Here is a 20,478-nt window from a genome sequence, read left to right on the forward strand (position 1 = left end):
GGAGCAGGTTATGGTTTTTTTATGAGGAAATGCGATTTTAAGTTTTTGCTGAAGGTGTTTTTCTAGGATATGCTGTGAGTAATTGGAGTGAGGTATTGTCGGATATTGTCGACCAATCGATATATTGGAAAAATCGTTGATATATTGTGAGTTATGATAGATATATTGAAAAAATCGTTGATATATTTGTAAAGGGGTGTTTGAGGTGATTGTGAAAGAAAGAAAAATGCCGATTTATATAAGACAGTTAGAAGCACTTCTTAGAAGGTTACCTGTACATCATCCGAAACGAAATTTAATTGGAGAAAACTTGGCAAAACACATGGCGGGGTATAAAGGGGAGCAATCGATTGATTATCCACTTAGTTTTATTTCTGAGAAAGAGTATAGTATTTTACATGATGTTCGCTTATCTAATTATGATAAATACTTTCAAATTGATACTATTATCCTTTCCACAAAGTTTCTTCTTTTTCTTGAGATAAAAAATATAGCAGGTACATTAATATTTGATACAAAGTTTAATCAACTTATCCGAATAACAGAAGGAAATTCAGAGGGATTTCCAGATCCGGTTTTACAAATAAAAAGGCAAGAAATACAACTAAAAAAATGGTTAAGCTTACATGGATTTTCCTCTAGTCTTCCAATTGAGTCCCTTGTTGTTATTAGCTCGCCTCGTACCATTATAAAATCTTCAGATGACAATCTTCTTCATACAATTATTCATAGTGCAAATTTACCTCATAAAATAAAGTGGTTTGAAAGTAAATATAAAAGAAAAGTTATAGATAATGTAGATAGGCTCATTCATCAAATAATAACGGAGCATTCTCCACTTCAACAAAATACACTTGAGCAATATAAAATAGAAAAAGAGGAGTTGTTAAATGGAGTACAATGTGAGAAATGCTTAGTTATTCCAATGGTTAAAGTGAAGAAGGGCTGGCGTTGTACAAGTTGTAAAGATTTTTCAAAAGTGGCACATGAGGATGCTATACGAGATTATGCATTGCTCATTAGTACGACATGTACGAACGGTAATTTGAAAGAGTTTCTCCATGTTTCGTCGGGTATGGTTGTAAACAGAATTCTCCACACACTAAATCTTCCCTACACTGGCAACAACAAAGGACGAATATATGATTTAACTTCTTTCCAATGATAATTTTGCTATAATAAATACGTACGTATACGAAGGGGAGTTTAAAGAGAAAATGAAGTCATTTAATATCGATCATCTTATAGCTAGTGTTTTGCAATGGATATTAAATATAGCGCTAATTATATTATCCATTGTCTTATCTATCTTTTTAATTAATGAGACTATCACATTTATTCAATACATCTTTTCAACAAAGAAATATACATCGTATAAATTGGTTGAAAGTATCATCGTATATTTCTTATACTTCGAGTTTATTGCATTAATTATTAAGTATTTTAAATCGAACTATCATTTCCCGTTACGTTATTTTATTTATATCGGAATTACGGCATTAATTCGGTTAATTATTGTATCTCATGAGGAACCGATGGAGACGTTATTATATGCGGGATCCATTCTTGTTTTAGTCATTGCTTTATACATATCGAATATGAGAGATTTGAGAAAAGAGTAGTAGTGCAGACATAAGTTTGCACTACTACTCTTTTCACCTTGACCTTCAAGTTACTTGAAAGTTTACAATGAAATTAGGGCGTTTGAAATTGAAAAAAATTGAGAAATTAAGTGAAGAGGTTTCTTTTACTTGGAGGTTATAGAAATGAGTCAGGAATTGAAGTTACGTCCATTAGAACGAGAAGATTTAAAGTTTGTACACGAACTGAATAATAACGCGCATATTATGTCGTATTGGTTTGAAGAACCTTATGAGGCCTTTGTAGAATTGCAGGACTTGTATGATAAACATATACACGATCAAAGTGAACGCCGATTTATCGTTGAGAAAGATAATGAAATGGTTGGATTGGTTGAGTTAGTGGAGATTGATTATATTCACCGAAGAACAGAATTCCAAATTATTATTGATCCAAATTATCAGGGGCATGGTTACGCAGCAGAAGCGACGCGTTTAGCGATGGGTTATGCCTTTGCTGTCTTAAATATGCATAAGATATATTTAGTTGTCGATAAAGAAAACGAAAAGGCTGTGCATGTTTATAAAAAGGTTGGATTTATGGTAGAAGGTGAGCTTCTCGACGAGTTTTTCGTTGATGGTAACTATCATAATGCGATAAGAATGTGTATGTTTCAGAAGCAATATTTTGAAAGTAAGTAGTTGAATGATTTGGAAGTAATGTTGACGCTTCGCAAAACCGTATGCTAAAATCCCTTTTAAGTATTAAGGAAGGTGCAGAACATGCTTTATATAAAATTTGTAAAACTCATTAGAAAACTTTGCTCCGCACAAATGTATACGGTGAAGCGTTGTACGGAGCTTAATCAAGGGGCATAAATCCCCTATATTCATCGGCTGAATAACTTTTCTAAAAAAGTATAGTTTATCTATGCTTATTTGGTTACGGTTTGTAAGTCGATGTATAAAATAGATTAAGGGCCATAGACAATGCTTTGTCTATGGCCCTTTGTGTATATTATTCCAATGAGCTTTTACTATAAATTGGAGTAGTATAGGAAAAACCACGAAGCAGAGGGCTAGTGTCGAATGACGCTATCTCTCTGCTTTTTTTAATTTCAGGAAAAGAGGAATACGAATGAGTTTACTTAAAGTTGAAAGTTTATCACATAGTTTTATAGATAAAGCCTTATATGAAAATGCTTCTTTTAGTTTGCATAAAGGAGAACATATGGGGATTGTTGGACAGAATGGTGCAGGAAAAAGCACGTTAATGAAAATATTGATTGGAGAAATCATTCCTGATAAAGGAGATATAAAGTGGCAACCTAATATTCAAATTGGACATCTGGATCAATACGCAGAAATTGATGGGGGCTATACCATTTCACAATATGTAAAGAGAGCTTTTTATGATTTGTATGAAATGGAAGATAGAATGAACAAGTTATATGAAGAAAGTGCTAGGACTGGAGATGAGAATCAACTATTAAAAGCGGCAGAGATTCAAGAACAGCTTGAGGCTCGTGATTTTTATTCGGTAGACAGTATAACGAATAAGGTGGCAGCTGGTTTAGGTATTGATGCTATCGGGATGGATCGTATTATTGGTGAATTAAGCGGAGGACAACGTGCAAAGGTAATTTTAGCGAAGCTTTTATTAGAAGAGCCGACTATTTTATTACTAGATGAACCGACGAATTTTCTTGATAAGGAGCATGTGGAGTGGCTTGCTAATTATTTAATGAATTTTGAAGGGGCGTTTATTGTAGTGTCACATGATTTTGATTTTCTGGAAAAAGTGACTTCTTGCATATGTGATGTAGAGTTTGGAACAGTTAAGAAGTATTACGGAAAATACTCAGATTTTGTAAGACAAAAGGAGCATTTGCGAAAAGATTATATTCGCCAATACCATGCACAACAGAAGAAAATTGAAAAAACGGAAGAGTATATTCGTAGAAATATTGCTGGAGTGAATTCAAAAATAGCACAAGGACGTAGAAAGCAGTTGCAACGTATGGAAAGAATTGCGCCACCAAGTTTTACCCATAAACCGTCTATTCATTTTCGGGAACTTCCTATTTCAGTTCAAACAGTTCTTGAGGTTAATAATCTCGAAGTTGGTTATGACTTTGCTCTCTTACCAAAATTGAATTTTTCAGTAATGGGTAGGCAAAAACTTGTTATTACAGGATTCAATGGAGTAGGGAAATCTACTTTATTAAAAACAATTGTTGGCACTATTGCTAGTATTGCTGGAGAATTTCACTTCTCAGAGCAAATAAAGATTGGATATTATGAGCAAGATTTAAATTGGAGCAATGATTCTTTAACGCTGCTTCAAATTATTTCAGAACAGTTTCCTAAACTGAATATGAAGGAAATACGCCATCATTTAGCTGCGTGTGGTGTGAAAGATACTCATGTCTCGCAAGAAATTCGTACGTTAAGTGGTGGTGAACAATCGAAGGTGAAACTGTGTGGATTGTTATTATCACCTTGTAATTTTTTAATTGTAGATGAACCGACGAATCATTTAGATGCAGAAGCGAAGGAAGCTTTGCGAAAGGCGTTAATACAGTTTAAGGGCAGCATTATACTCGTATCTCATGAAGCGAGTTTTTATCTTGATTGGGCGGATAGTATTTTCAATATAGAGACGGGATTAGTTAAGGGGGTGTGAAACATATGCATGAAAATAATTGGAGAATGAACATTATATTATTTTTGACCGCTCAAACTATTTCGTTGTTCGGTTCATCTCTCGTGCAATACGCGATTATATGGTATATCACCCTTACAACATCATCAGGGGCGATGTTGACCATTTCAACTGTTTGCGGTTTTCTACCACAAATTGCGATATCTTTATTTGCTGGTGTGTGGATTGATCGTTATGACCGTAAAAAGATGATTATGTTATCGGATGGGATTATAGCGATTGCTACGTTAATTTTGGCAATTTTATTTTTAACAGGATATAAAAGTATTTGGATGCTGTTTATAGTATTACTCATTCGCTCAGCTGGTACAGGTGTACAAACGCCGGCTGTGAATGCGTTAATTCCACAAATTGTTCCGAAAGATTATCTTATGAAAGTAAATGGGATAAATAGTAGTATTACATCTTTAATTATGTTTCTTTCACCGGCGGTAAGTGCCGCAATTCTTTCTGTTACTAGCATTGAAACAACATTTTTTATTGATGTTATTACAGCTATAATCGGAATTAGTATTATGTTTATCATTCAAGTGGAAGGACATGTGAATGTAGGGGGTAAGCAAAAATCTAATCTACAAGGTATAAAAGAAGGGTTTGCTTATTTAAAAGAAAATGTATGTATGAAAAGGCTACTCGTTTTATTAATCATTATTATGATTTTAATAAGTCCAGCCGCCTTTTTAACACCTTTAATGGTGACTCGTTCCTTCGGGGCGGAAATGTGGAGACTTACTGCTAGTGAGATGACCTTTAGTGCTGGTGCAGCAGCTGGTGGCGTACTGATTGCAGTATGGGGTGGTTTCCGTAATCGTATGCATACAACAGCGCTGGCCTGTGCGTTATATGGTCTGCTTATGGTAGGACTAGGAATTGCACCGGTATTTATTATGTATTTAGTCTTTAATTTTTTAATTGGTATAACAATGCCATGTTTTAATACGCCAGTTACTGTGTTATTGCAGGAGAAAGTAGATCCAGTTATGCATGGCAGAATGTTTAGCCTCGTACAGATTGCGAATTCATGTGCTTTACCTTTAGGGATGATTATATTTGGTCCTTTGGCTGATGTGTTTAGTGTAGAGGTTTTGTTAATTTATGCTGGGATATTCGTACTATTTTGCGCAATGTATGTTGTATTAAGCAGGAAGTTTGAAGTGTAAATATTTATTGTCTATAAAAGGTTTGTGAGGCAATTTAAGATGCTTCATAAACCTTTTATTTTTCATTTTAGTCAATAATAATTTATTGTAAAACGATAAAATATTATTGACTAATGATTTTGTTTTGGATAATATGATGTTAATTAAGAAGAATTATATGAATAGAGGAGAATGTAAAATGAAAAATAAATACGTAGTAGCTATTTCTTTCATGATCTTAGCGATTATTTCTTTAACTATACATGCTTCAAACAGTAAAGTCGGAGCGGATGGATTTCTTGAAGAACCTTTCTTTTTCCTAGTACCAGTAAGTTATGTATTGTTCTTTAGTGGTATTGGTGTATTACTATTTGGATGTATTACTTCAAAGCTGAGAAAAAGTAATAGATAAAGTGAAGTTTAATTAGTGATGGATTTCCCAATCGGGACAAAATACTCACTATGAAATAGAAACATACCATATGGAAGAAAAATAATAAGTGAGCTGAATAATGATGAATCATTATTTTTATAATGGTAGACAAGTAGGGGCGGCTATAACGCTAGCCGGGGCACAGGGGACAATTCATGCTGTGAATCAAGTGATTCAAATGCAGCAACAAGCATATTTTGCACAAATGATGCAAGGACAGTATATGCAATACTCACAATTTCCAATGCAAAGTGTGCATTATGATGTGTATCCAGCGGGTTTACTTTCCATTCCATATGGCGGGACTTACTTCTTATGAAAGAAAGCGACTCAATAGAGTCGCTTTTTTATATTCCACCGAGCTTCATTCCAAGGAATACGAAGAGGATACCGATTATGTAAGTAGTACTTACATATAAAAGGGATGTGTAAATTTTTTTGCGATTGAGAAGCTGAATGGATTCTAATTTAAATGTCGAAAACGTTGTGAATGCGCCCATAAATCCAGTTCCTAATAATAATTGCCAGCCTGTAGTGACTCCGTTGCCAATTATATACCCGAGTAAAAATGCTCCTGTTATATTAATAAGGAATGTAGCAATTGGAAAGGATGTTTTATTTCTTTTTTTAAACCAATTGCTAATTGCAAATCGTGTAATCGCACCGAAAAAACCTCCAGTTGCCACTAATAAAGCTTCCATCATAAGTGATCTCCTTCCGTAACTGATTTCTTAATTAAGAAATCACCTAGTGTATAGCCAATTCCAGACATAATGAGACCGCCAAGTATGCTACATGATACATATAGGAAAGCCATGCTCCATTCAGAATGATTAATTAATTGCATGGTTTCTACACTAAATGTTGAAAACGTCGTAAAAGAACCGATGAATCCAGTACCGATGCCTGTGATAACCTCCGAAGGTAAGATGTTTAGCCGTGCAACATATGTAGTCAGCCATGCTAATAAGAAGCAGCCGATTAAGTTAATGAGTAATGTAGCTAATGGAAATGAATGATGCCAAAATTCATGAATAGTAAGACCTAAATAATAACGAGAAAGGGCTCCTAATATACCGGCTATACCGACGATAATATAAATCAAATTCCTCACCTCTTTAAATAGCTTGCTCAAAAAAATAGACTCCTACCAGTAGTTATACTGGTAGGAGTCATTAGCTAAGCAGCGGTTATGGCGAACTCCATCGCCTATAATTATTACATATAGTGTACTAAAAATTGCGTTTGATTTCCAGTGAAGAAGTTGGTGTATTTTGTAGTTCTCTAATCGTTTAAGATAGGGAATAATTACTTATAAACTAAATATAGTGATATAAGGTTTTCAGTGTGATAAAATGTTTCGTATATCTGTCATTTTTTATTTGACTGAAAATAAAGAAAAATAAAATCGTATGTTTTAGAAAAGGAGTCGTTTGTTTGAAAAAGTTATTAAAAATAGTACTTATATGTATTTTAGTAGGTGTGGGAGTTGTAGGTGGGTTTTTAGCGTATATGACACTTACAAAAGAACAGCCAGCTGATGTTATAAGCTTGAAGGTGGAAAACAATAAGGAGCGCGTAATTGCGCATGGAAACGAATTTAAAGTTACAACGTTTAATATTGGATATGCTGGACTAGATAAGGATCAAGACTTCTTTATGGATGGGGGAAAAGGGTCTGGTTCAAGTAGTAAAGAACAAACGGAAACGAATTTAAAGAATATGCTTTCGTTTTTACAAAATGAGAATAGTGATTTTACGCTATTACAAGAAGTAGATATAAAATCAATGAGATCATTTGATATAAATGGGCATGAATTTTTGAAAAAAGGACTGCCTGATTATGCTTCTTCGTTCGGAAAGAACTATGATACAAAATGGGTTCCGGTGCCAATCACAAGTCCAATGGGATATGCTGATGCTGGACTAAGTACGTTTTCTAAATATACAGTTCAAACAGCGAAGAGGTTCGAATTACCAGGAATGGAGCCGTGGCCAAAGCGTTTATTTGATTTAGACCGAGCGATTGTTGAACATAAAATTCCTGTTAATAATGGAAAATTTGTTAGACTCGTAAATTTACATTTGTCTGCTTATGATGAAGGCGGAAAAATTAGAAAGCAACAAGTGGAGTATTTAAAAGAATATATGAACAAACATTATAAAAATGGTGATTATGTAATAATGGGCGGAGACTGGAATCAATTAATTTCTAACGCTCAGTTAAGTGATCCGAAGTTCGTGAAGGAGCGTCCTGAGTGGTTAGTAGAGTTACCGAAGGACTTTACTGATGGTGGCTTTAAGTGGGCTGTAGATCCGTCTGTTATGACTGTGAGAGATGATGTGAAGAAATACGTGGAAGGTGAAAACTTTGTCACGATTATTGATGGCTTTATCGTTTCACCGAATGTTGAAATTGTAAATGTACAAGGGAAAGATTTGAAGTTTGAAAATAGCGATCATAACCCAGTGAGTGCGGTATTCAAGCTGAAGTAATCGATACGTATGAGAAGGTGGGACTTCATATATGGAGTGGTTAAAGAGAACTTGTTTTTCTAACCTTGAGAAAGAATCACAGAAAAATCATTTATTGCTGTTTATCACGATTTGCAGTTTCTTCCTTGGGGTAATCGCGATTGGGTATTACGGATATATTTTTACAGAGAGAGCAATAGCATTTTGGATGTGTGGTATTTCTATCGTAGTATTTGGAACGCTGCTTACTTTTATAGAAAGTATGGAAGCGATGTATAAATACATCATGACATGTATGCTACTTATTATGTCTTTCATTATGGTACAAGCATTTAATGAAAGCCCAGCTGTATTTCAAATGGTCTATTTTACATTAGCGGTTTCACTTATTTATTTGAGTGAACGTCTTATTTTAATTCTTGGCGGGGTAGCAGTTGTTGTTACATTTATACTTTGTAGTTATTGGCCAAATCAATTTTTTGCTTATACAGCATCATCTGAAGCTGCAAATTTTGCAAGCTTGTTAGCGATTGTAACAATCGCAATGTGGGGTGTCACAAAGATTGGTTCTAATCTTTTGGCTCGTTTAAGTGATGAGAAGCAAGCAGTGATGAAGAAAGCTCAGGAGTTAGAAGAAACGCAAAGGCTTATTGAGGAAACTGTTGTGAAGTTAGATAGTAATTTCAATCATTTAAGACAGAATATGAACACGTCGATGGAGTCGATGAGTGAAATTAATTTTGCTTTTGAAGAAGTGGCAGTTGGTACTCAATCACAATCAGAGATGATGTCACGTTCAGTAGAAGTATTGAATGATATGGAGGGAAATATTGACCAAATCATCTCTCAAGTAAGAAATGCTTCGATGCGTGTTGATAAAAGTTTGGAAATCTCAAAGGGTAGTGTAAACATTTTAAGAAATTTTGAAGCTAACATGAAAAGTTTAAATGATGTTGTTTCACAATCAGGAACGATATTTAGAGAATTAATGACACAATCGAAACAAATTAATGAAATTGTAGATGTAATAACGAATATTTCAAGTCAGACGAGTTTGCTAGCTTTAAATGCAAATATTGAAGCTGCAAGGGCAGGAGAACATGGAAAAGGTTTTGCTATTGTAGCGAATGAAGTGTTAAAGCTTGCTGAAGAATCGAATCGTTCTGCGGGGAGAATTCAAGGGATTTTGAAGGAGTTTAGTAATCAAGCAAGTAAAGTAGAAGTGCAGGTAGAGAAGTCAGAAAGAGTACAAGAAGAGTGTAACGAAATGTTAGCAAGTGTTTTAACGAATGTAACGGACTTAGGGAAGTTTATTGATACGATTAATGATGTAATGAGAGAGATTGTTGGTCATCAAGAAAATTTCCAAGTTAAAACGACGAATATCGTTAAAGATGTGACACATGCTTCTAACGTAATTCAGCAAACTTCTGCAGCTACGGAAGAAGTGTTAGCAAGTATTGAAGAAGAAAAGAATCGAAATGATACGTCGGTGAAGACGCTACATACTGTTAGTGAGCAAGTGAAGTTGCTAGAAGATATTTTAGAAAAATAATATCGCTGAAAAAGAGCACAAATGATGTGCTCTTTTTCATTTGAGCGAATACTTGATAGGAATTTAATTGCTTTTCTATGAGTTTTCTGCCAAGCTTAAGGAGATAAAATTTAACTAATAGCTACTGATTATTAGTTGAACCTCGCAGATAGCGAGATAAAATACTTCAAAGAAAGAATTATATAGGTGACGCATATGATCGAAGTTAAGACTTCTGAACTTAGTGATGGAGAATTTAATAGAGGTGTATTTGCAACTCGTGATATTAAAAAGGGTGAGTTGATACATTCTGCACCAGTTATCTCTTATCCGAATGAACAGCATGAACATATTGAGAAAACGTTACTTGCTGACTACGCATTTGAGTATGGGGTAAATCATACGGCATTCCTTTTAGGATACGGCATGTTATTTAATCATTCATATAAGCCGAATGCAACGTATGATATCGTCTTCGAGAACCATACGTTTAACTTCTTTGCTTATAAGGATATAAAAGCTGGAGAAGAAATTTTAATCAATTATAATGGTGAAGTTGATGACGATGAACTATTATGGTTTGATAAGGAAAAAGAAGAGAACGAAAAGTAATATAAAGAGTATAGAAAGAGCGCATTCTGTGGGATGTGCTCTTTTTTTATATTGAAGAAAATAAAGTAAAGATTACAAAAAAATACCACTTTATTTTCGTGTGGTATAGTAAGATACTGAAGGATAGTGTTTTATAAAAGTTATATATTTTACAAATTGTTGTCTTTCTGATGACATGTCAAGTTTAGTAGTCCATTTGGGTTGCTTTATTATGCAATATATATTTTAATATGAGTGGCACCTCTTATAATTTAAGAGGTTTATAGGTGTCTCGAATTGATTTTGGGTACACTGTATCCACCACTTTAGTTTCATTTCATGTATGTGGGGATATTATGGGCCCGTATAGCGGGATAAAAAGAATATAGAAATAGAGGAATCGTAAAATGAATATGCAAGAGGTTTATAAATATTTAAGTACGGTATTGCCTGAAGGTCATGTTACACAAGATGAAATGTTAAAGAATCATACGCATATTAAAGTTGGCGGAAAAGCAGATGTGTTCGTTGCGCCTACGAATTATGATGAAATTCAAGAAGTTATTAAGTATGCTAACCAATATAATATTCCAGTTACGTTTTTAGGAAATGGATCAAATGTCATTATTAAAGATGGTGGGATTCGCGGAATTACGGTCAGTTTAATTCATATTACAGGTGTTACTGTAACAGGAACAACGATTGTAGCACAGTGCGGTGCAGCAATTATTGATGTATCACGTATTGCATTAGACCACAATTTAACAGGGCTTGAGTTTGCTTGTGGCATTCCAGGTTCAGTTGGCGGAGCATTATATATGAATGCTGGTGCCTACGGTGGTGAAGTATCGTTTGTATTAACAGAAGCTGTCGTAATGACAGGTGATGGAGAGTTACGCACTTTAACGAAAGAAGCATTTGAATTTGGATATCGTAAGAGTGTATTTGCGAACAATCATTACATTATTCTTGAAGCGAGATTTGAACTTGAAGAAGGTGTACATGAAGAGATTAAAGAAAAAATGGATGATTTAACGTATAAGCGTGAATCGAAACAACCTTTAGAATATCCTTCATGCGGTAGTGTATTTAAGCGCCCACCAAATAACTTTGCTGGTAAGTTGATTCAAGAATCAGGACTACAAGGAAAGCGAATTGGCGGAGTAGAAGTTTCATTAAAACATGCTGGATTTATGGTGAATGTTGATAATGGAACAGCACAAGACTACATCGATTTAATTCACTTCGTACAAAAGACAGTTGAAGAAAAATTCGGTGTGAAGTTAGAGAGAGAAGTAAGGATTATTGGAGAAGATCTACAATAATTTTTGAATTAAAAGCGTATAAAAGTATGAATTATTTTAAAATAACATTTGGGTATTGTTGACAATTTGTTTTCAATTCAATATAATGGCTAATAATTTAACAAATAACATACGTTGAAAGAGCCCAGTAGCAGTTTGTCACTGTTATCAAAGAGAGCTAGGGATTGCTGGAACCTAGCACAAACAAACTTGTGAATTACACTCTGGAGTATCTTAGGTAACGCTAAGCGGAGTAGCAATCGATATTATTGCTAAGAGTGGTATGAATAGCTATGCTATTTATGCAAACTGGGTGGTAACACGGTGAATAATCGTCCCTATGTCATAGACATAGGGGCTTTTTTGTTTTTAAAAAATAAAGGGGATGACAAAAGATGAATATTATTGATGAATTAGAATGGCGCGGTGCTGTGAATCAACAGACGGATGAAGAAGGTTTACGTAAGTTAGTAGAAGAGAAAAAGATTTCACTATACTGCGGAGTTGATCCGACTGGTGATAGTATGCATATCGGACATTTGATTCCGTTTATGATGATGAAGAGATTCCAATTAGCTGGTCATCATCCGGTTATTTTAATTGGCGGGGCAACAGGAACAATTGGTGATCCAAGTGGACGTCAATCAGAGCGTCAACTGCAAACTTTAGAAGTAGTGCAGCATAATGTAGATGCGTTAACAGCGCAAATGAAAAAGCTATTTGATTTCGGCGGAAATAGCGAAGTGAAGATGGTAAATAACTACGACTGGACACATGAAATAAACATTATTGAGTTTTTACGTGATTACGGGAAAAACTTTAGCATCAATAGCATGTTAGCGAAGGATATTGTAGCAAGTCGTTTAGATACAGGCATTTCTTTTACAGAATTCACGTACCAAATCTTGCAAGCGATGGATTTCCATCATTTATACACGAAAGAAGATGTTCAACTGCAAATTGGTGGTAGTGACCAATGGGGAAATATTACGAGCGGGTTAGATTTAATTCGTAAGTTAGAAGGGCATGAGGCGAAAGTATTTGGACTAACAATTCCGTTATTATTAAAATCAGACGGTACGAAATTTGGAAAATCAGCAGGTGGTGCGGTTTGGCTTGATGCTGAAAAAACAACGCCATTTGAATTTTACCAGTTCTGGGTGAATACAGATGATCGTGATGTAATTAAATACTTGAAATACTTTACATTCTTAGCGAAAGAGCGAATTGATGAATTGGCAACGAAGGTAGAAGCCGAGCCTCATAAACGTGAAGCGCAAAAAGTGTTAGGCGAAGAAATGACGAAATTCGTTCATGGAGAAGAGGCATTATTGCAAGCTGTGAAAATTACCTCGGCATTATTTAGCGGAGATATTAAATCGTTAACAGCTGATGAAATTGAACAAGGCTTTAAAGAGATGCCGACATTCCAGTCTTCCAAAGAGACGAAAAATATTGTAGAGTGGCTAGTTGATTTAGGGATTGAACCATCTAGACGTCAAGCTCGTGAAGACATTAATAACGGTGCGATTTCTATGAATGGTGAGAAAGTAACGGATGTAGGTACGGATGTTACTGTAGAAAATTCATTTGATGGAAGATTTATTATTATTCGTAAAGGGAAGAAGAACTACAGCTTAGTGAAATTGGGATAATAATTTTTGTGGAAGAGTGGAAGTAAGAAAGATGCTTTCACTCTTTTCATATACACAATTCCGACACAAAAAAGTCAGTATATTTAGATAATTAAAAAGGGTTATAGTATCTCTTTGCCGAATATAAGTAAGTAGAGAATATTACGGATAAAAATAGCCCGAACCATGCCGGGCATGATTCGGGCTTATATTCAGATTAGTAAGCTAAGCTGAATAGACCTTTAATGTGTGATAAGTAACGAACGTTACTTGCTTCTTTCATTAATGATGCTGGTAAGCCTTTAAGTGGAGTATTGCTTGCTCCAATTGTAGCAACAGCATCTTTACGTCCTAGACTAGCAAGTGTTCCAGAGTTTACAGGTGCGAACTCTTCGAATGCTTTGCCTTCTAGTGCTGCGTATAAGTTGTATCCAATTAACTCACCCATTTGCCAAGCGATTTGTGCAGTTGGTGGGTATGGACGTCCGTCTGGAGCGAAGACAACAGCGCTGTCTCCAGCAACGAATACGTCTTTATGAGAAGTAGATTGTAGGTATGCATCAACTGTTGCACGACCACGGTTTACTTCAAGACCTGATTCACCGATTAATGGGTTACCTTGTACGCCGCCTGTCCAAACGAATGTGTTAGCAACAAGTTTTTGACCGTCTTTTAAGTCGATTTCATTGCCAGCAACGTTTGTTACAGGAAGACCAGTTAAGAATGTAACACCGCGTGCTTCTAGGCTAGTAGTTGCACGTTCGATTAAGTGGTCTGGTAATACTGGAAGGATTTTTGGACCTGCTTCAACAAGAAGAAGTTTAACTTCTTTTGGATTTACGCCGTGGCTTTTTGCAAGTTTAGGCATAATGTCAGCAAGCTCACCAACTAGCTCAACGCCAGTTAATCCGCCACCACCGATTACGATTGTAGCATCAGCTTCGTTTTTCGTTTTCGCGTATTCACGAATACGGTCTTCAACGTGTTTGTAGATTTTGTTTGCATCAGCAGCAGATTTTAATACCATGCTGTTTTCTTCTAGTCCTGGAATACCGAAGTAAGCAGTTTTACTTCCTAAAGCAACTACAAGTGCATCGTAAGATAATGTAGTGCCACCAGCTAGTTTGATTTCTTTGCTATCAACTGAGAATGACTCAACTGTTGCGATTTTAAGATCGATATCTTTACCTTTGAAAAGCTTTGTAAGTGGCATTGCAATTGCTTGCTCAGCAACGTTACCAGCTGCAAGGCGATGTAGTTCAGTGATGATTTGGTGTGTTGGGTATTGGTTAATCACTGTAACTTGTGCTTCTGATTTGCTGTAAAATTTACGTACGTTTAAAGCGGCAAGAAGACCGCCATAACCAGCGCCTAAGATGACAATTTGTTTTGACATAGTATGATATCCCCCGTCTTTACTAATTGTTGTTATAAGTTAAATTATTTATTGTTACGTTCTGCACTAATTTGAAGATATGCGTTCACAAAGCGGAACATTTTTTGTGCTTGTGGGTCTTTTAGTAATTTTAATAGACCGAATAGGCCGATAACTTCGTTGCTTTCGTCAGCACGATCTTTCGCTTCGATTGCAGTTGCAGCCATGCTTTTCACTGTATCTTTTACAGGCTCTACAAGCTCTGTGATTGCACCAACAGTGTCGCTTTTTAATACTTCATCAGTAGCAACAGTTTGAGCAAAGTCATAAGACTTAGTTAAAATGTTAACAAGCTCAGTTAATTTTGGAAGCTGTTCTACTAGTGTTGTTAATGATTCTTGTACCTCAGGTTTTAACAACTGATCAAGTACATCAAGTTGTCCTTGGCTAGCAGAAATTTGTACAGTTTCTTGTTCTGGCTTTGTTTGAGTCATAGTTTCTGGCATCTCCAATTCTCCTTTACGATAGCAATACTCTTATTTTTTATAAGTAAGATAGTAACCGTTTACGAAACTTTATACAAAGTTTCACAAAACACAATAAAATGCCTTTAAATTTATGACAGCAACTAAGCTGCAAACATAAATCTAAAACCATAACGTCTTACTTATTATTTATGAACTGTCCGATATATGGCTTGTCCGCATAATGGAAAAGCTCCGTTACCGGAAAGTGTATATAATATATATCCTATATTATATACTATATACACCTATGTTAACATAAAAATGATTCCTAATTATTTGATATTGAGTGTATAACGTAGTGCTGACAAGGTATGAAAGCGTATAAAATATTTTGTTTCAGTTAGAAATGTACATATATATATAGAAAAAAAGGAAAAAACGAACAAATTCATGTTCGTTTTTTCCTTTTTCCTATTATTCACCTTCCGCAATTAGCATCGATGTGTTACCTTCTTTTTCAAGATGGCATTCGCCCCAAGAACAAAGAGAATCAAGAATCGATTCTAAAGACCAACCGTAATCAGTAAGAGAATATTCTACTTTTGGTGGGACTTGATTGTATACTTTTCTTTGAATAACGCCGTCGTCTTCTAATTCACGTAATTGCTGCGTTAACATTTTTTGTGTAATACCAGGCATTGAGCGTTTTAGTTCACTCGTTCTCTTTGTACCTTTCGTTAAGTGACAAAGAATAACAACTTTCCATTTGCCGCCGATAACTTCTAAAGTCGCCTCTACAGGAATATTGTATTTCTTCATATGAAACCCTCCTTTTGTGAGCAAAGTAAGTTAAATAATATAAATGTTACTTTTTAGTACCTATAGCACTTTAAAGTACGTACTTTTTATTATGTTAAATATGTTTCATAATAGCACATGTAAGAGGCAAATGAGTAGTACGGTACTGAAAAGTGACTATGTTACTTTTTGGTGCCTATCGTACTTTAAAGTGCGTTCTTCAAAAAAAGAATGAAACCATTCATAATAGCATTTGTAAGTATGAAATATATGTTTTAGAAGATAGAAGGGCCCTTTTATCATACTATTATGATTGGATTTCTTGTAATAAGGAGGAATTCAATTGAGTTCATATACAGTACCATCTTCGGAAGTTCAGACGAATCGAAGAAGTATGTTTGCTTTATTAGCACTAGCAATTAGTGCGTTTGGGATTGGTACGACCGAGTTTATTAGTGTCGGTTTACTACCATCTATTTCAAAAGATTTAAATGTCTCGGTTACAACAGCTGGTTTAACGGTTTCCTTATATGCGTTAGGAGCGGCAGTAGGAGCTCCTGTTTTAACAGCGTTAACGGCTCGTATGTCACGAAAGACATTATTAATGTGGATTATGGTTATTTTCATTATTGGTAATGGCATTGCGGCGGTAGCAACAAGCTTCACTGTATTAATTATCGCAAGGATTGTAGCTGCATTTGCACACGGTGTGTTTATGTCGATAGGATCTACAATTGCGGCTGCAATCGTACCAGAGAATAAACGTGCTAGCGCAATTGCGATTATGTTTACTGGATTAACAGTCGCGACTATTACTGGTGTGCCAATTGGAACATTTATCGGTCAAGAGTTTGGCTGGAGAGCGTCATTTATGGCGATCGTTGTAATTGGAATTATTGCTTTCATCGCAAATAGTATACTCGTCCCATCTAATTTAAAAAATGGTGTACCTGTATCGTTTCGTGATCAATTTAAACTAATTAAAAATGGAAGACTGTTACTTGTTTTCATTATTACTGCACTAGGATACGGCGGTACATTCGTAACATTTACGTATTTATCACCGTTATTACAAGAAGTAACAGGATTTGAAGCAAGTACCGTTACCATCATTTTATTAGTGTATGGAATCGCCATTGCGATAGGGAATATGGTCGGCGGAAAATTATCGAATCATAATCCAATTCGAGCGCTATTCTACATGTTCCTTATTCAAGCGATTATATTATTTGTTTTAACATTTACAGCGCCGTTTAAAGTAGCTGGATTAATCACAATTATTTTCATGGGACTATTCGCGTTTATGAATGTTCCGGGGCTACAAGTATATGTAGTTATATTGGCAGAGCGCTTTGTTCCAAGTGCGGTTGATGTTGCTTCAGCAATTAATATTGCCGCATTTAACGGAGGAATCGCTTTAGGTTCTTATATAGGTGGCCTTGTAACGAATTCGTTAGGGTTAATCCATACTGCTTGGGTAGGCGGCCTTATGGTAGTAGGTGCTGTTATTTTAACAGCATGGAGTATGACATTAGAAAAAAGAGATCAAGTAAAATAAAAGGAGAGAAAATAAAATGAAAAACTTACAAAGTAAAACAGTATTAAATAATGGTGTAGAAATGCCTTGGTTCGGTTTAGGTGTATTTAAAGTAGAAGAAGGACCAGAACTTGTAGAAGCAATTAAATCAGCGATTAAAGCAGGATACCGTAGCATCGATACAGCTGCAATTTACGGAAATGAAAAAGCTGTAGGTGAAGGAATCCGTGCAGGTATTGAAGCGACTGGTATTTCAAGAGAAGAATTATTTATCACTTCAAAAGTATGGAACGCAGATCAAGGATATGACGAAACAATTGCTGCATATGAAGAGAGCTTAAAAAAATTAGAATTAGATTATTTAGATTTATACCTTGTTCACTGGCCTGTAGAAGGAAAATATAAAGATACATGGAAAGCGCTAGAAACACTTTATAAAGAAGAGCGTGTACGTGCAATTGGCGTAAGTAACTTCCAAATCCATCACTTACAAGATGTAATGAAAGATGCAGAAATTAAGCCAATGATTAACCAAGTAGAATATCACCCTCGTTTAACACAAAAAGAATTACAAGCTTTCTGTAAAGAACAAGGTATTCAAATGGAAGCATGGTCACCACTTATGCAAGGTCAATTATTAGATAACGAAACATTACAAGAAATTGCTGATAAACACGGCAAAACAACAGCGCAAGTTATTTTACGTTGGGACTTACAAAATGGAGTAATTACAATTCCAAAATCAACGAAAGAACACCGTATTATTGCAAATGCTGATGTATTTAACTTCGAATTAACAAAAGAAGATATGGAAAAAATCGATGCATTAAACCAAAATCACCGCGTTGGTCCAGATCCTGATAACTTCGATTTCTAAGATTAAAGTAGGAAAGAAAAAAGAGTGCTTTTATTGCACTCTTTTTTTGTGTGCATAAAAATATTTTCTAATTAAATACTACTTAGTATTAAGTTTGTTATTAAGGGGCTGTGAACATGAATATAAAGCAATCGTTCAAACTTTTAGCTGTGTTTTTAAGTGTCTTATTTGTATTATTCCCACTTCAAAAAGCATTTGCAGAAGTTATGGACCATACAAAGTATGAAATGGATTGGAGTTATAGTAAGTCAAAGAAAAGACCAATCCGAACAGAGCTTATTAAAACGGCAGATGGAAAAATTGCATTTTGCTTAAATGTAGATTTGAAATCTCCAAGTGGTCAAGATTTACCGGAAATGGGAAAAGTGGATATTAACGTATACCGTGTACTATTAAATGGATATCCACAAAAGAGTCCGCAAGAATTAGGCGTTTCCGATTGGAGAGAAGCACATTACGCAACACAGCTTGCAGTATGGAATGCATTAAAACAAATCGATATTAACGATTTAGATTTCCGTAATAAAAACGTAGAGAAAGTAACGAAAGACATAGTTGCAAAGGCAAATGCGAGTGAAGAGTTACAAGAAATTACGATGAGTGTAACTCCTACAGAAGAACAAGAAGCAGTATTGAAAAATGATTTCTTTGAAACAGGTTTATATACAGTAGAAACGAATGCAAAAAGCGGAACGTATAAAGTGCAAGCAACAGGTGCACCAGCTGGTGTGAAATTTGTAAATGAAAAAGGCGAAGCAAAAAATGAATTTAATGTAGGAGAAAAGTTCCGCATTTTAATTCCAAAACAAACACCAGCAGGTGGATTTAGCTTTAAAGTATCAGGAAATTTAACGAAATTACAAGGGATTGCGCATAAAGGAACACCGACGATTCAAAATGCGGTTGTATTATTAGAACGTAGTGAAGAGAAAACAAGTCCGGAATTAGCGGTGAGTTGGAAAAAGTCTGAAGGACCACAGAAACCGAATAAACCGTATACTCCAAACGAACCACATAAACCAAATCAAATTAAAAGATAGTATAAAAAGCATTGGCATTTGCCGATGCTTTTTATATACATGGATTAGAAGGAATGGAAAATACGAAAGCATTGACAGAACAATTTAATGGTATGTTATTTGAGTATGGTATACATGACGTATTCTTTAAAATTACGAAACAAGGTTTCGAAAGAATAGAAGGTATACAAGAGGTAAAAGCTTAAAAATAAAAAAGCTCGTAAAACATTATGTTTTACGAGCTTTTTCTTATTATTCAGCTTCAGAAACTACTGTGAAGCGTTCGTTCACATGTTTTGGATTTTCGATTTCATCAAGTGCTGCTACTGCGAAGTCTTCGTAACTTACATAGCTATCGCCTTTTGAGTTAACAAGAAGATTGTCTTTACCAGCTGTGTAAGAGCCAGTGCGTTTTCCTAATGCGAATAGTGCAGAAGGGCTGATGAATGTCCAAGTGATGTCATTTGTTTGTTGCAAGATTTCTAAGTTTTTACCTTGGTTTTGAGCTGTTGCAAGGTATTCGTCCGGGAAACCTGGTGTATCAAATACACGTGTTGTTTTCTCTTCGTCTACAAATAAGCTTCCAGCTCCGCCAACTACAAGTAATTTTGTATTTGGTGCACCTTTCACAGCTTCAATCAGTACATTTCCTGCATCTACGTGAAGGTGTTCTTGTCCTGCTGGAGCACCGAATGCATTTACAACTACATCGAATGCTTGTAGATCGTTAGATGTAAGAGTGAATACATCTTTCTCTAAAACTTTTACATTTTCTTCTGTAATTTTTGCAGCATTTCTTACAATTGCAGTAACTTCATGTCCACGATCTAATGCTTCTTTTAAAATACGGCTTCCAGCTTTACCAGTTGCTCCAATGATTCCGATTTTCATAATAAATCCCTCCAAAGTGTTTTGTTAAAGTGTATATCTGAAATGAATGAATGTAATGTAATTAGGTTAGTTACAACCTGATGTAACCATTATAGTTAC

General features: G+C 35.3%; 22 protein-coding genes, 1 riboswitch and 1 other annotated feature. Of the genes, 16 read left to right on the forward strand and 6 right to left on the reverse strand.

All coding sequences use genetic code 11. The annotated features are described in order from the left end of the window. The first annotated feature begins 211 nt into the window (after window positions 1-211). The 7 genes from JDS98_RS21355 (at window position 212) to JDS98_RS21385 (ending at window position 6,196) form a co-directional block, all read left to right on the forward strand. Window positions 212-1,165 (forward strand): nuclease-related domain-containing protein, encoded by a 954-nt coding sequence (locus JDS98_RS21355; RefSeq protein ID WP_199632447.1) that lies wholly within the window; start codon window positions 212-214, stop codon window positions 1,163-1,165. Between the two features lie 52 nt (window positions 1,166-1,217). After that, window positions 1,218-1,622, forward strand: a complete 405-nt coding sequence (gene psiE, locus JDS98_RS21360) for a phosphate-starvation-inducible protein PsiE (protein ID WP_000834705.1) — start codon at window positions 1,218-1,220, stop codon at window positions 1,620-1,622. Window positions 1,623-1,766: 144 nt separating this feature from the next. Next, the gene (gene speG / locus JDS98_RS21365) at window positions 1,767-2,282 is read left to right on the forward strand and encodes a spermidine N1-acetyltransferase (RefSeq protein WP_000076822.1); all 516 of its coding nucleotides are present in this window, start codon (window positions 1,767-1,769) and stop codon (window positions 2,280-2,282) included. Window positions 2,283-2,718: 436 nt separating this feature from the next. Further along, entirely contained in the window at window positions 2,719-4,266 is a 1,548-nt protein-coding gene (locus JDS98_RS21370; protein ID WP_199634305.1) for an ABC-F family ATP-binding cassette domain-containing protein, read from the forward strand. A 5-nt stretch (window positions 4,267-4,271) separates the two neighbouring features. Continuing rightward, complete coding sequence (locus JDS98_RS21375) at window positions 4,272-5,465, forward strand: MFS transporter (RefSeq protein ID WP_199634306.1); 1,194 nt, start codon at window positions 4,272-4,274, stop codon at window positions 5,463-5,465. Between the two features lie 178 nt (window positions 5,466-5,643). After that, window positions 5,644-5,856, forward strand: a complete 213-nt coding sequence (locus JDS98_RS21380; RefSeq protein ID WP_000792613.1) for a DUF3955 domain-containing protein — start codon at window positions 5,644-5,646, stop codon at window positions 5,854-5,856. A 100-nt stretch (window positions 5,857-5,956) separates the two neighbouring features. Next, entirely contained in the window at window positions 5,957-6,196 is a 240-nt protein-coding gene (locus JDS98_RS21385) for a DUF3947 family protein (protein WP_000980960.1), read from the forward strand. 28 nt (window positions 6,197-6,224) lie between these two features. Here JDS98_RS21385 and crcB (JDS98_RS21390) read toward each other — a convergent pair whose 3' ends face one another. Both crcB (JDS98_RS21390) and crcB (JDS98_RS21395) read right to left on the reverse strand, forming a co-directional pair. Then, window positions 6,225-6,581: a fluoride efflux transporter CrcB gene (crcB, locus tag JDS98_RS21390; protein WP_098711558.1), complete on the reverse strand. Its 357-nt coding sequence runs from the start codon at window positions 6,579-6,581 to the stop codon at window positions 6,225-6,227. Beyond that, complete coding sequence (gene crcB / locus JDS98_RS21395; RefSeq protein WP_000639321.1) at window positions 6,578-6,982, reverse strand: fluoride efflux transporter CrcB; 405 nt, start codon at window positions 6,980-6,982, stop codon at window positions 6,578-6,580. The genes crcB (JDS98_RS21390) and crcB (JDS98_RS21395) overlap by 4 nt, the downstream gene beginning before the upstream one ends. A gap of 54 nt (window positions 6,983-7,036) precedes the next feature. After that, window positions 7,037-7,096: riboswitch (Fluoride riboswitch) on the reverse strand. A gap of 218 nt (window positions 7,097-7,314) precedes the next feature. Between crcB (JDS98_RS21395) and JDS98_RS21400 the strand changes: the two genes are divergently transcribed. From JDS98_RS21400 to tyrS, 5 genes are all read left to right on the forward strand, one after another. Then, on the forward strand, window positions 7,315-8,373 hold the full coding sequence (locus JDS98_RS21400) for an endonuclease/exonuclease/phosphatase family protein (protein WP_097958703.1): 1,059 nt from the start codon (window positions 7,315-7,317) through the stop codon (window positions 8,371-8,373). A gap of 31 nt (window positions 8,374-8,404) precedes the next feature. Further along, window positions 8,405-9,907 carry a DUF4077 domain-containing protein gene (locus tag JDS98_RS21405; RefSeq protein ID WP_199634307.1) on the forward strand — a complete coding sequence of 501 codons (1,503 nt, stop codon included), beginning with the start codon at window positions 8,405-8,407 and terminating at the stop codon, window positions 9,905-9,907. Window positions 9,908-10,102: 195 nt separating this feature from the next. Beyond that, window positions 10,103-10,498 carry an SET domain-containing protein gene (locus tag JDS98_RS21410; RefSeq protein WP_000573656.1) on the forward strand — a complete coding sequence of 132 codons (396 nt, stop codon included), beginning with the start codon at window positions 10,103-10,105 and terminating at the stop codon, window positions 10,496-10,498. Window positions 10,499-10,884: 386 nt separating this feature from the next. Next, window positions 10,885-11,802 (forward strand): UDP-N-acetylmuramate dehydrogenase, encoded by a 918-nt coding sequence (murB, locus tag JDS98_RS21415; protein WP_001057110.1) that lies wholly within the window; start codon window positions 10,885-10,887, stop codon window positions 11,800-11,802. A 105-nt stretch (window positions 11,803-11,907) separates the two neighbouring features. Next, window positions 11,908-12,124, forward strand: a binding site (T-box leader). A gap of 52 nt (window positions 12,125-12,176) precedes the next feature. After that, complete coding sequence (tyrS, locus tag JDS98_RS21420; protein ID WP_097837641.1) at window positions 12,177-13,436, forward strand: tyrosine--tRNA ligase; 1,260 nt, start codon at window positions 12,177-12,179, stop codon at window positions 13,434-13,436. 196 nt (window positions 13,437-13,632) lie between these two features. On the opposite strand, the gene JDS98_RS21425 is transcribed toward tyrS, so the two are convergent. The 3 genes from JDS98_RS21425 to JDS98_RS21435 all read right to left on the reverse strand — a co-directional run bounded on the left by JDS98_RS21425 (window position 13,633) and on the right by JDS98_RS21435 (window position 16,076). After that, window positions 13,633-14,811 carry an NAD(P)/FAD-dependent oxidoreductase gene (locus JDS98_RS21425; protein WP_000043190.1) on the reverse strand — a complete coding sequence of 393 codons (1,179 nt, stop codon included), beginning with the start codon at window positions 14,809-14,811 and terminating at the stop codon, window positions 13,633-13,635. Between the two features lie 44 nt (window positions 14,812-14,855). Beyond that, window positions 14,856-15,296, reverse strand: coding sequence for a DUF1641 domain-containing protein (locus tag JDS98_RS21430; protein ID WP_001115309.1), 441 nt, complete (start codon window positions 15,294-15,296; stop codon window positions 14,856-14,858). 435 nt (window positions 15,297-15,731) lie between these two features. Continuing rightward, window positions 15,732-16,076, reverse strand: coding sequence for a winged helix-turn-helix transcriptional regulator (locus JDS98_RS21435; RefSeq protein WP_000760481.1), 345 nt, complete (start codon window positions 16,074-16,076; stop codon window positions 15,732-15,734). A gap of 373 nt (window positions 16,077-16,449) precedes the next feature. Between JDS98_RS21435 and JDS98_RS21440 the strand changes: the two genes are divergently transcribed. The 4 genes from JDS98_RS21440 to JDS98_RS21455 all read left to right on the forward strand — a co-directional run bounded on the left by JDS98_RS21440 (window position 16,450) and on the right by JDS98_RS21455 (window position 19,694). After that, window positions 16,450-17,613 (forward strand): MFS transporter, encoded by a 1,164-nt coding sequence (locus JDS98_RS21440; protein WP_176518743.1) that lies wholly within the window; start codon window positions 16,450-16,452, stop codon window positions 17,611-17,613. 16 nt (window positions 17,614-17,629) lie between these two features. Further along, on the forward strand, window positions 17,630-18,469 hold the full coding sequence (locus JDS98_RS21445) for an aldo/keto reductase (RefSeq protein ID WP_000793554.1): 840 nt from the start codon (window positions 17,630-17,632) through the stop codon (window positions 18,467-18,469). A gap of 116 nt (window positions 18,470-18,585) precedes the next feature. Further along, complete coding sequence (locus JDS98_RS21450; protein WP_001022548.1) at window positions 18,586-19,509, forward strand: thioester domain-containing protein; 924 nt, start codon at window positions 18,586-18,588, stop codon at window positions 19,507-19,509. A 53-nt stretch (window positions 19,510-19,562) separates the two neighbouring features. Further along, the gene (locus tag JDS98_RS21455) at window positions 19,563-19,694 is read left to right on the forward strand and encodes an enterotoxin (protein WP_097957450.1); all 132 of its coding nucleotides are present in this window, start codon (window positions 19,563-19,565) and stop codon (window positions 19,692-19,694) included. A gap of 46 nt (window positions 19,695-19,740) precedes the next feature. Here the strand turns inward: JDS98_RS21455 and JDS98_RS21460 are convergent, their stop codons facing one another. Then, on the reverse strand, window positions 19,741-20,379 hold the full coding sequence (locus tag JDS98_RS21460) for an NAD(P)-dependent oxidoreductase (RefSeq protein ID WP_098637282.1): 639 nt from the start codon (window positions 20,377-20,379) through the stop codon (window positions 19,741-19,743). Window positions 20,380-20,478 lie beyond the last annotated feature (99 nt).

It is taken from the genome of Bacillus cereus group sp. N11, from assembly GCF_016483605.1.
Lineage (GTDB): Bacteria > Bacillota > Bacilli > Bacillales > Bacillaceae_G > Bacillus_A > Bacillus_A toyonensis.